The following is an 8,821-nucleotide window of genomic DNA, read 5'->3' as shown; positions in this document are numbered from 1 at the left end:
TCTTGAGCGCATTTAGGAAAAACACATTCTCTTTAGAAGAAATCTACGCCTCCTTGCTTCAAAGGAAGCAGGCAAACTTCGGCATTCCTGGTGTCCCAGTACGGTGGGTGCAGTGGATGAGCACCAAGTGCATACCGACTCGCATGCTCAGCGGAGCCTTGCATAGGCATAGGCCGCCGATCCCATAGCTGCAATGCGCGCTCATCGCGGACGACATCAATCGACACGACGAGGCCCGCCCCACGATTGCGCCCCTTTCCGAACGTGACCACACCACGCATAAGTCGCTCCACGCCCGCTGGGTCACCTATGCACCAAGCTCTAGCCACATCGCACTGGCGCTTCGCGACGGGGTACAGGCCCGCCTTGGTCGCGCCGCTCCCCGTGTCCACACGAATGCGTCCTTTGCGACTGGACGCAATAGCCCCTCGCATCCAGCTCCCGGCGTAATCTCCAACGTGTTGCCGCTTGATTCGATGGGACTCGAAGCGCTCTCCACTCCACTCGTACTGGAATGCAGATGCCTTGAAAACCCACTGCCCACCAACCTCATACTTTGCAAGCGGGAGATCGTGCTGCACTTCATAGCACTCGGGGACCGCCACGCCCGCAGCGATCGCCTCCTCCACACGAGCCCAAGCGATCAAGCCGTCAAGGCACTTGATGTGAGACGGGATGACGATCGGCGTTGCCATCCGGATTTCGATGCGCAATGGCTCATGCATCTTAGGCCGCCTTCTCGAAGAAGGTTTCATCGGCGCCTGCGAACGCCTCGATTTCCGGCACAGAACACGTATCAATCCAGTCCTCAGCGACCGCTGAGGCGCCACGCAATTCGGCGTCGAATTCCAATGTATCCATGTCGCTGAAAACACTGCCCAACTTCGCCCAAATCCCTTTGTCGTTCTGAGAAGCGATGGAAGCGGACACGACCTGGTATCGACCGAAGCCGCGCGCTTCGCGACCACCAAATTGCCCCTTCCTTAGCAGCCGCTGCAACGACATGAGAAACAGGCCAAACTGAGCCTCTGAAAATGCATTGACCTCAAAGGACAGCACGAAGTTCAGGTTCGGCATAACGGCCTCAATCGCCGTGGCTGTCTGCAACGATTCCTTCTTGCCTTTCTCAACGGATTCACCCGCAGCGAGTGCGGCTACCGCCGCAGCCTTCGATTCCTTGCGCTTGACCGCCTGCTCCGACTGACTCACCCAATATTGGGTGATCTCAGCCTCGCCCACCAACTCAATCAGGCGCTGGGCATCTTTGCCCATTGCATCGTTCTTGCGAATGATCTGCACGGGCATGAGCATGTCGCTGGGAAGCACCAGCATGGCAGGTTGGTCGGATGGCAGCAGGCTCATGCCCATGGCCTCCTCGCATACCGGCACCGCGTCAGCAACCACCATCCGCGAAGACAGTGCAAACGATGTGCCACCAAACAATCCAAAAAACGGATGTAGCGCAGCAGCCTTGATTGTTGTTACCTGAGTCGCAGCATTCAGAGTTGCAGTGGCTGACCCAGAAGAAAGGGTGTTGAAAGCGGCCACGGAGACGTTCAGCTTGCGCTCCACCAGCGAATCCTCAATCAGGGAACAAGCAGCTCGACGCAGCCCGCCAGTGATGGTGCTGGAAGGGATGATGGGCATCTGCACAACACCGCTGCGCACCTCGGCCTCAGCACCGGCCTCATCACTGCGGGCGGTGGCATAGATTCCAGGAATGGGCGTTGTAATCGTCAGCCCACACTCGCTTCCGCCTGAAGTCTTGTAGCGCACGATCTTGTTGCGTTCGGGCAGAAATGTCCCCTTGGACATGGCCATAATGTTCATAGGCGAAACTGTCCTGATATCCACACAGAAGCGACGCTTGATCATTGGAAATTCCTCTCAGACGATGTATTAAAACTGGTCACTCGGCGAATGAAACGATGGGCTCTGGCTTCACAGGATCGACAGGTTTTGATTTGATGATCGACGCAAGCGCGACCAGCACTCCCGCATCGAGCGTCGCCAGGAAATCAATCTTGGGCTGCACCTGCGGCGAGCGCGCCGCAAGGTCATGCACAGCGGCGGACAGCAGCCCATGCCCCCCGCCAAGCCCCTCCCGGCTGGGGCTCTTCCACACTTGAGCCTTTTTCATACCAATTTGCTTCATGAGCATCTCCAGCTCACGGCACACATTGACCGCTTCGATCAATGCGGGCTGATCAATCCACATCAGCGTGTCATCGACATTCGCGCAGATGAGCTGCTTGCTCATGCTCACAGGCGTGCGCCAGACATAGTGGTATGCACCCATGGTGCTGTGGTTGATCACCACCACGAAGGGTGGTTCAGGAGGAGTCATCCACAGCCACGCCCGATTTGCGTCGGTCCCAATGGGGTACAGACCATTATTTGTGATGACCACTCGCTGAAAATTGCGAAGCATCACCTGGCTTGATGTCACGGTCGCGCACGCACCGCAGATCACCCCGGACGGGAAAGTCTTGAGCGTATCGGTGAATGTCTTTGCTGGTTCGAATGGAGCAGAAGGGTCTCCGTCATGGATTGCCTTGCCGCAAAACGAACAAGTGGTAGATCCATGCCGATGTGGCTCCCCTTGAGGCCGAACATTCAACGCCTGGCACGCCAGGTCGGAAGCAGTCAGCCGGTTCATGCAAAGGCCTCCGCACCAACGCCCCGCAGAAGCATCTGACGTTTGATACTGAGACTGCCGCGGGGCTTTTCAGCCACGACACCGTCGCCGAACGAAAGTGCCATTCCCGCCAGCCACAGGCCACCAAATCGGGCCTTGGCCGTGAAAGCAACGTCGGATAGCAGCATCCGGCCCACCCGCGTGGAACTGGATGCAGACACCCATGTGCAGCGGCGAATGCTCTGCACCTCGACGCCGAGCATGGCCCGCGGCTCCGCAGCGATGCCCCTCGCCGTCAGAACCTCTCGGATTGCCGCCAAGTAATCCTCCGCGCGGCCGCGCCCCCCACCTTCAAGAGACAAAGCTTCACCACCATCAGGGCTCTTCAAGTCACCGCGCAGCATCAGCATGCGCACCTGGCGCGACAGCGATCGGTTGATCACATCGGCAACGGCCTGTTTGAATGAGTCGGCCGACAGGCGAGCCTCGTCATCACCCTCCAGCCCATCCCACGTCTTGGCCACGACGTCATCCTTGTCGCCGTGCGTGACGTACACGCCGCGCAAGAAATACTGGAGAGGCACACGCGTGAAATCGAATTGACAACTGCCGGCCAACACATCGGCATGCACGAAAGCACCGCCGTCCCGAATGAGCGCTGCTTGAATGGATGGCAAGTGCTCCTGGACCAGCGCAATGTTCTCCGCCCCCACGGCATGCAGACTCATTCCGCGAGCGCGAACACCGATGCCGATGTGGCGAGGCGCGCTAGGCGTACCTCCCCCCTCTGCATACCCAAACACTCTGGAGTCCAAAGGAATGGCATGGCGAGTCGCCGCAGAAGCCAACCACTTTCGAACCGACTGCGGCGTACGCCGCGACGTAAAGAGCTTTGACGCCGCCTCGTCCGACATCGTGAACTGCGCCTGAATCCACATGGCCACCCCCACATAAAGAGCGTTAGAATTAAAATTATTCTATACGCAAACAACCGGTTGTAATCAGCATGCCTGAATACGTTAAGTGTCACGTCCCAAGCACAGTGGCAGCCTGGGCCAGTGACACGGCCACCTCGATCAGCGCGAAATTCAAGGAGCTGTTGAACATCGCATTGCAAAACGGCCGCGCACCGCAAGCGCTTCCCGATGATGTCCAGAAGATCGCGGTAGACCTCGTCAAAGAGTTGTCATCCCTGAAGAACCGCCTAGACCAACTACAGGGGCTACGACTCATCGCTCCTACCATTGCACCAGGCCGGCTTGCCGGCATGCTCGTGCAAGCGGAACTAAATGCCAGGGCGGTTGCGGTCGCGCCAAACCCAGAGAAAGATGAAACGCCCACAGGAGCGCAAAGTCTGTGGCCGGACCAGGCCCAATTGCACGACGAGTTCATGAGCAGCGCCCGACATGGTGCCGTCGTCGCCGTCGAAGCGGGCACAGGAACAGGCAAAAGCCGAATCATTGGGACCTGCGCACTCTCGCTGCTGCAACTCCGCAAACGCGGTCACAAGTTCCCCACCCAGACCAACGGCTCAAGCAATCTTCCCGCCTTCATCAAAGATCGCGTAGCCGCCTGGCATGACACCGAGGCAAGACTCCAGGAGCCCAGGAAAAAGCACAGCCGGCCGATCGTGATTGCCGCGCCCACGATCGCCACGATGATGCACCTCGTGCGCGAATTCCTCCGACTTGGAGACAACAAAGCGACCCACTCGCTGCTCATCGGCCGCCAGCAGTTCGTCAGCGCCTCGGCCGTGGCCGAATTGCTCAGCGAGCACCCCTGCCCGCCAGTTCAAGAGTGGCTAGATAAAGGCATGCCACCAGGCCAATCGACAGCAACTCGCGGTATCCCCGCGAGCGGCCTCATGGAAGACCTGCGCGCGGTCTGCGGAGACCTCGACTTCCCCACCAAGGATGCGCATCTCTCTGCACACCACGCAGAGGACGAAGACTGCGCCGAATACCGCCGCCTCCAGACAGCAGCCGAAACCTCGGACATCATCTTCACTACCCACGCAATGCTGGCCATGCGCACCATTGCGCTCAGTCGCGGTAACACGCCGCCAATACCTCAACCGTACGCCTTGCTGATCGACGAGGCTCATGCGCTGGAGGAGGGATTCGCATCGGTAAACGGCGCCTCTCTGGCCATGTCTCGGCTAGGCGCGACCCTCAAGAGGGAAGCCTGGCCAGGCATGGGCCTCAAGGGGAAAGTAGATGCCTGCCGCGACTCATGGACGCAAGCTTATATGGCAATGCAAGCGCTCCCGGACGAAGTCAACTTACCACTCGCCCCCGGTAACGATCGCACCACTCGCTCATGGGCGTTGGTGCGTGCGAGGCTTCAGACGCTTCGGGACCAACTAGCGGATCTCGGCACCTCAGCCATGAAGAGTGCTAAGGCGTCACAGAACGCCCACCTATCTTTCATCATGTCAAGCAAACACGCAATCGACCTGGTGCTCGACGACTACACCGGCCGAATCGAGTTCAGCCCGACCCGACGCTACCCACTGATCCAAATGGGGGTTAAAAGCGTGAGCGCCTCCCTGCTGTACACCTGGGAATCGACAGAGGTCGCAGGGCTGTTCTCTGGCACGCTGTTCGCCCCGAGCGCCTCGCTAGACAGTGCCGCAAACGCCCTGGCGATGGAACTGGCGGTGCCGAGGCAACGACTGCAGACGACCAGCCGCATCCACCCCTCATGGCTCTATACAAGCCCCACGCTTCATCTCCCGAAGCCTGGGCACGCACCGACACCGCCAAAGGGCGAGAGTTTCAACGAGGATGGAATCAAGGAATGGGCAGAGCAGATCGCCACTCATCTGAAGTCCATCGGTGACACCGCAGCTGGCGGCACCCTGGCGCTGTGCACCGGCTATGAACGCGCGCAAATCATCGCAAATGCGCTGAGAGCACAACTGAACGACCCATCACGCCTTATCGAACAGAGGACAGGCACCGGCGTCGATGGCATGGCCCGCGTCTTCCGTCAGAAAAGCCAAGAAGGCCTCAAACCCATCGCTATCGCCACAGGCGGAGCCTGGACAGGCCTGGACCTGTCCAATGGCGATGTCCCGCCAAGAGAGGACTTTCTACTCACCGACGTAGTAATTACAGCCCTCCCTTTCAACACGCAGCGCAGCTACCTTCATGCCGAGAAGGTGCAGCGCATCGGCATGCAAGTGGAGATCAATTACACCTTGCGGAAGTTCATTCAGGGTATCGGCCGCCTGGTGCGGCGACCGGGCCTCCAGCAACGCCGCCTGTGGATTCTGGACAGCCGCCTTGAGAGCGTGCGCACTGCCACCTACTCCAGCAAGTTCCTCGCCGCCCTCTCACGCTACATCAAGAAGTCATACTTCTGAACCGATATGGCCATGGCCGGCGATACCGATGCGGCCACGCCGCCACGGCGCTGGCTTCGGTGCAAGCCGGGGTAGCCGAGCGGCTGTAACCGCCTCCACCACTTGGCACGCCAAAACTCGCCCGACCGACCGCCGCAGCCCCTGGCTCCCCCCCCCTCGGGGCTGCAGCTGGGATTAAGACCTCAGGAGTCGTTCGCCCCCGCGGTGAAAAATTCCATCCGAGACGCGCTGAATGCAACCGGCCACGCACTCTTACGTGGCGAGTCAATGTTGGTGCAACCGGGGTAAGCCGGGCAGCGTTCCCAGCTCTGCAACGGCGGCGGCCTTTTCTCGAAATTAGCAACACCGATCTTTTTCAAGACACGTTCACGCACCTCTTTAAATTCACCCTCAGATAAATAAAGTCCACTGCCTTTATGGCGAATAAATTTTATTTCCGGCCTTTTCCACTTAAATTCCGCCGCCCTCAAGCCAAAGACAAGCTCCTTGGGACTGCTTCCACTGCAAATCAAACGGTTATCTTTGACCATCTTCAGGATGCCATCTTCCTTGAAGAAAAGCAAGGCGCGCTGTATTTCCAAAAAATGTTCAACGAAGAAAGCCCTGTCGCAGTCTTTCTGAAGTTTCACACACTGCACCGATAGCGCGCCGGCAACCTCCTCCCCCTCTCCAGGCAGTCGGGCCACGGCCTCCATCGCCAAATTTCTCACTTGAAGCCGAGCCGCCAGTTTTTCAACAGATTCCTGAATTGTCTCATCCCCGCGCACCGGAGGGCGGTTAATTTTGCAATCAAATCGGCAATCTGCTATGGAAAAAGGCATGGGATGAATTTGGTAAGTTATTTATGAATGAAGCACCAGGAACGGGCAGATGGTAGAGCGCCGTCAGGGATAGGGTCCACTGCCCTCTGTCCGCGTCTCCGACTTTGGTACTCGCGGAATACCTTTTTCCGGCTCCGCGCATGCATCCCCACTCTGGGAAAGCGCTTCCAATGCCTGCTGGACCAGTTCGACGCCCAGAAATTCAACGCCGACCTGCAGGGCGATCAGCCCAGCTCCACCACCACCGGCGCATGATCGCTGGGCTGCGGGTTCTTGCGCGGTGCGCGGTCGATATGGCAGGCCCGCACCTGTGCTTTCAGCGCCTCGCTGACCAGGATGTGGTCGATGCGCAGGCCCCGGTTCTTCTGGAAGCCCAGCATGCGGTAGTCCCACCACGAAAAGCTCTTCTCGGGCTGCTCGAACATGCGGAAGGCATCCGTCAGGCCCAGCTGCAGCAGCGACTGGAAGTGCGCGCGTTCTTCCACCGTGTGGTGGATGGTGTCTTTCAAACCGACGGGGTCGAACGAGTCGCGGTCTTCCGGGGCCACGTTGAAGTCGCCCACCAGCACCAGGCGGGCGTGTTCCTGCAGTTCGGCCTGCAGCCAGCGGTGCAGGGCCTCCAGCCACTGCAGCTTGTAGGCAAACTTTTCCGAACCCGGGGCCTGGCCGTTGACGAAGTAGCAGTTGACGAAGCGCAGCGGGCCACCGGCCGTGTCCAGCGTGGCGGCGATGACGCGCGCCTGGGTGTCTTCATGGCCGGGAATGTTGCGCACCACGTCGCGCACGGGCGAGCGGCTCAGGATGGCCACGCCGTTATAGGTCTTCTGGCCGAAGCTCACCGCGTGGTAGCCCGCCTCCTGCAGCGCGTCGTGGGGGAATTTTTCGTCCACCAGCTTCAGCTCCTGCAGGCCGATCGCATCGACGGGGTTCTCGGCCAGCCAGGCCAGCACCTGGGGCAGGCGGACGGAGAGGGAGTTGACGTTCCAGGTGGCGAGCTTCATGGCGGGTCGATGCGGGTATGGGAGTGGCGGCGCGGCTGCGCCTTCTTTCTTTTTTCAGCGGCGGCGGCTGTAGCTGACGAAGGAAAACGGCAGGCCGCCCGCCGTGGACCGCTGCACGGGCGTGCGGGCGGTTTCCTGCCATTCGGGGCCCAGTTCGGGCGCGAAGGCGTCGCCGTCGAAGTCCTGCTGGATCTCGGTGACTTCCACGCCGCCCGCCAGCGGCAGGGCCTGGGCGTAGATCTGGGCGCCGCCCATGATCCAGACCGCATCGCCGTGCGGCCGCGCCAGTTCCAGCGCGTGCTCCAGGCTGGCGGCACGCAGCGCGCCGTCCGCCTGCCAGCCGTCCTGCCGCGTGACCACGATGTTGGTGCGGCCGGGCAGGGGGCGGAAGCGCGCGGGCAGCGAGTCCCAGGTCTTGCGGCCCATGACGACCGTGCCGCCCATGGTGACCTGCTTGAAATGCGTCAGGTCTTCGGGCAGATGCCAGGGCATGGCGTTGTCCCGGCCGATGGCGCCGTTGGCTGCGCGGGCGAAGATGAGTCGCAGGTTCATGGTGCGGTGGCCGTCACAGGTGCAGCGCGGCCAGCACGCCGACCGCCATGCCCAGCCCGGCCACGCCGTACATGCCCCACTGCAGCCACTTGCGGCGCGTGAGCAGCGCGATGGCCGCCAGCGCGATGGCGACCTGCAGCACGGTGGTGGCCTGGGCCCAGCGGTGGTGCTGGTGCATCTGCGCCTCGCTCTGCTCGTCCAGCGCCTGCGACTGGGCTTCGAGCGCCTCGGCCTTTTTCTTGATGTCGTTCTTTTCCTGCTCGTAGCGGTCCAGCTTGGCCTGCAGTTCGGCCCGGCGCTGTTCGGGGGCCAGGTCGCGCGCCAGCTCGGTCACCGACTGCTTGGTGCTCTTGGACTGGTAGTAGGCCCACTGGTTGGCCGCCTCGGTCTTCTTGATTGCGGCGTCGTTCTTGATGAGGCCGGCATTGGCCTGCGTGGCGCC

General features: G+C 60.5%; 9 protein-coding genes. 1 reads left to right on the top strand and 8 read right to left on the bottom strand.

Translation table 11 applies throughout. From position 1 onward, the window contains the following. Positions 1-32: 32 nt before the first annotated feature. Genes BM070_RS25385 through BM070_RS23440 form a run of 4 tightly spaced genes read right to left on the bottom strand, consistent with a single transcriptional unit; the run spans position 33 to position 3,366 of the window. Complete coding sequence (locus tag BM070_RS25385; protein WP_092942667.1) at positions 33-725, bottom strand: hypothetical protein; 693 nt, start codon at positions 723-725, stop codon at positions 33-35. A 1-nt stretch (position 726) separates the two neighbouring features. Then, entirely contained in the window at positions 727-1,875 is a 1,149-nt protein-coding gene (gene csf2 / locus BM070_RS23450) for a type IV CRISPR-associated protein Csf2 (RefSeq protein ID WP_092942664.1), read from the bottom strand. A 34-nt stretch (positions 1,876-1,909) separates the two neighbouring features. Beyond that, the gene (gene csf1 / locus BM070_RS24655; protein WP_139222970.1) at positions 1,910-2,659 is read right to left on the bottom strand and encodes a type IV CRISPR-associated protein Csf1; all 750 of its coding nucleotides are present in this window, start codon (positions 2,657-2,659) and stop codon (positions 1,910-1,912) included. Next, positions 2,656-3,366, bottom strand: coding sequence for a hypothetical protein (locus BM070_RS23440; protein WP_092942658.1), 711 nt, complete (start codon positions 3,364-3,366; stop codon positions 2,656-2,658). Before BM070_RS23440 ends, csf1 begins: the two co-directional genes overlap by 4 nt. Positions 3,367-3,644: 278 nt before the next feature. Between BM070_RS23440 and BM070_RS23435 the strand changes: the two genes are divergently transcribed. Beyond that, on the top strand, positions 3,645-6,005 hold the full coding sequence (locus BM070_RS23435; protein WP_092942655.1) for a helicase C-terminal domain-containing protein: 2,361 nt from the start codon (positions 3,645-3,647) through the stop codon (positions 6,003-6,005). Positions 6,006-6,187: 182 nt separating this feature from the next. Here the strand turns inward: BM070_RS23435 and BM070_RS24650 are convergent, their stop codons facing one another. The 4 genes from BM070_RS24650 to BM070_RS23420 all read right to left on the bottom strand — a co-directional run. Continuing rightward, on the bottom strand, positions 6,188-6,826 hold the full coding sequence (locus tag BM070_RS24650; RefSeq protein ID WP_139222969.1) for a hypothetical protein: 639 nt from the start codon (positions 6,824-6,826) through the stop codon (positions 6,188-6,190). A gap of 224 nt (positions 6,827-7,050) precedes the next feature. After that, positions 7,051-7,827 (bottom strand): exodeoxyribonuclease III, encoded by a 777-nt coding sequence (gene xth / locus BM070_RS23430; protein WP_092942652.1) that lies wholly within the window; start codon positions 7,825-7,827, stop codon positions 7,051-7,053. Between the two features lie 54 nt (positions 7,828-7,881). Then, positions 7,882-8,379, bottom strand: a complete 498-nt coding sequence (locus BM070_RS23425) for a dihydrofolate reductase (RefSeq protein WP_092942649.1) — start codon at positions 8,377-8,379, stop codon at positions 7,882-7,884. Positions 8,380-8,392: 13 nt separating this feature from the next. Continuing rightward, positions 8,393-8,821: DUF4337 family protein (locus BM070_RS23420; RefSeq protein WP_092942646.1), on the bottom strand; the 429-nt coding region annotated here is incomplete at its 5' end.

It is taken from the genome of Paracidovorax wautersii (assembly GCF_900113035.1).
Classification (GTDB): Bacteria; Pseudomonadota; Gammaproteobacteria; order Burkholderiales; family Burkholderiaceae_C; genus Paracidovorax; species Paracidovorax wautersii.
This window is presented reverse-complemented; position numbering and strand designations above follow the sequence as displayed.

What these genes read in the sequence shown, in the direction of transcription:
- csf1 (WP_139222970.1), bottom strand. Translation starts at nt 2,659, where the DNA reads ATGAACCGGCTGACTGCTTCCGACCTGGCGTGCCAGGCGTTGAATGTT.
- BM070_RS25385 (WP_092942667.1), bottom strand. Translation starts at nt 725, where the DNA reads ATGCATGAGCCATTGCGCATCGAAATCCGGATGGCAACGCCGATCGTC.
- BM070_RS23440 (WP_092942658.1), bottom strand. Translation starts at nt 3,366, where the DNA reads ATGAGTCTGCATGCCGTGGGGGCGGAGAACATTGCGCTGGTCCAGGAG.
- csf2 (WP_092942664.1), bottom strand. Translation starts at nt 1,875, where the DNA reads ATGATCAAGCGTCGCTTCTGTGTGGATATCAGGACAGTTTCGCCTATG.
- BM070_RS23435 (WP_092942655.1), top strand. Translation starts at nt 3,645, where the DNA reads ATGCCTGAATACGTTAAGTGTCACGTCCCAAGCACAGTGGCAGCCTGG.
- xth (WP_092942652.1), bottom strand. Translation starts at nt 7,827, where the DNA reads ATGAAGCTCGCCACCTGGAACGTCAACTCCCTCTCCGTCCGCCTGCCC.
- BM070_RS24650 (WP_139222969.1), bottom strand. Translation starts at nt 6,826, where the DNA reads ATGCCTTTTTCCATAGCAGATTGCCGATTTGATTGCAAAATTAACCGC.
- BM070_RS23425 (WP_092942649.1), bottom strand. Translation starts at nt 8,379, where the DNA reads ATGAACCTGCGACTCATCTTCGCCCGCGCAGCCAACGGCGCCATCGGC.